Origin of the sequence: uncultured Cyclobacterium sp. (assembly GCF_963976465.1) — a bacterium.
Taxonomy (GTDB): Bacteria; Bacteroidota; Bacteroidia; order Cytophagales; family Cyclobacteriaceae; genus Cyclobacterium.
On sequence record NZ_CAXBOC010000717.1, the window covers coordinates 1 to 1,668 of the forward strand.

General features: G+C 40.0%; 1 protein-coding gene and 1 pseudogene. Both read right to left on the bottom strand.

Annotated features, from left to right (window positions below; translation table 11 throughout):
- Positions 1 to 377 (bottom strand): SusD/RagB family nutrient-binding outer membrane lipoprotein (locus tag AAC037_RS24205; RefSeq protein ID WP_339906246.1); only part of this gene is annotated, 377 nt, incomplete at its 3' end.
- A 10-nt stretch (positions 378 to 387) separates the two neighbouring features.
- Positions 388 to 1,668 (bottom strand): annotated as a pseudogene (locus AAC037_RS24210) (SusC/RagA family TonB-linked outer membrane protein); the annotation flags it as partial.

The window sequence follows — 1,668 nt, forward strand, 5'->3', positions numbered from 1 at the left end:
TGGGCCATTTGATTGCCTTTCACGGGCTCTGTAGTGAATGCATCTTCTTCCACCAGTCTTTTAGATTCTCCAAGATCTGCCAAAACATCTCTATACAACGCTTGCCATACATTTTGTGGGATGAGCCGGGTGGTCATATTATACCTAGGCTCATCCAAATATTGGGTTGTTGTCCAGTGCTGAACATAAAACCTATAGTTATTGACGTTCACATCAGGTGTAGTAATCACATCCGAAAGCTCTTTTACTGCTCCGGTATATAAGGTGGCAGGCGGTACGTTTGCAGCACTCTTTTGATCCACATTGTAATCTTCTAAATTTTCTACACATGATACCATCAGTATCATGGAGAATATAGTTATAATTATCTTTTTCATCTTTTCAGGTTTAGAAATTTAACCGAACATTAAAACCATAATTCTTTAAAGCAGGATAAGCTCCGCTTTGATAACCTCTACCGGCATTCCCGGAGCTTAATCCTTCCTCCGGATCAGAGAATTCCATGTTCTTATGAATAATCCATAAGTTTCGACCGATAAATTGTAAGTCTACACTTTCGAAAACTCCAATCTTTTGCATCAATGAAGCTGGCAGTGTATAAGTAAGAGCAACTTCTCTTAGTTTTACAAAGCTACCGTCAAAAGTATAAAGTGAGCGGGGGGACTCGCCATAGTTATTTGCAGCATAGCCAAAAGGAGTGATCCCGTCACCATTTAGGTTTTCTGCATAAATATCATTGGGACTGCCATCTTCTTTCACTCCAGGCAGCAAAACTCCTCCACCATCTTCTACAGGTAGACGGGATGGAAACCCTTTTTGATTGATAGCTGCTGTTTTAGGGTATAAACCGGTTCCTTCACCGTAGTATTGATCCAAGGAAAAAACGTCTCCACCACTTCGAATATCAATAAGAAAACCTAAAGAAATGCCTTTGTAAGCAAGGGTGTTGTTGATTCCACCGATCCAGTCAGGATTTGGATCTCCAATGACTTCATCCGAGTTTTCCGAAACCATATAATAGCCGTCTTCATTAACTGTAGGTTGTCCATTGGTATAGATAAAATCCCTACCCTTAATGATTCCATATGGTTCACCGACTGCTGCATTTACCGAAACTCCACCTTGAAAAGAAGCAATTGGTACATTCAATACTTTGTTTTCTCCTTCTCCAAACAAACTTATGACTTCATTTCTATTCCTGGCGTAATTCAGGTTCATGGTCCATGAAAAATCCCTTGTCTGAATAGGAGTCACAAAAGCCGAAACTTCAACTCCTTGATTCTGCACCTCTCCTGCATTGACAAACCTCTTGGTGTATCCACTGGCTGCCGAGGTATTGACAGGTAAAATTTGATTTATGGTATTGGACTTGTAATAGGTGATGTCAAAACCAAATAGACTACTGAAAAAGTCTAACTCCATACCTGCTTCAAAACTTTTTTGTCTTTCAGGTAACAAGGAATTGTTGTTTCTCGTGCTGGGTAATGAAAAAATCGGAATAGAACCGTATCCTGTCTGTGAAGTATATACATTGTATAAACTCAGCGCAGGAGCATCATTACCTACTTCAGCATAGTTTGCCCTGATCTTTCCATGGGTAATCGATGGGACATCAATTAAATTTGAAAACACCAAGTTGGCTGCCGCAGCAGGGTAAAAATAAGTGTT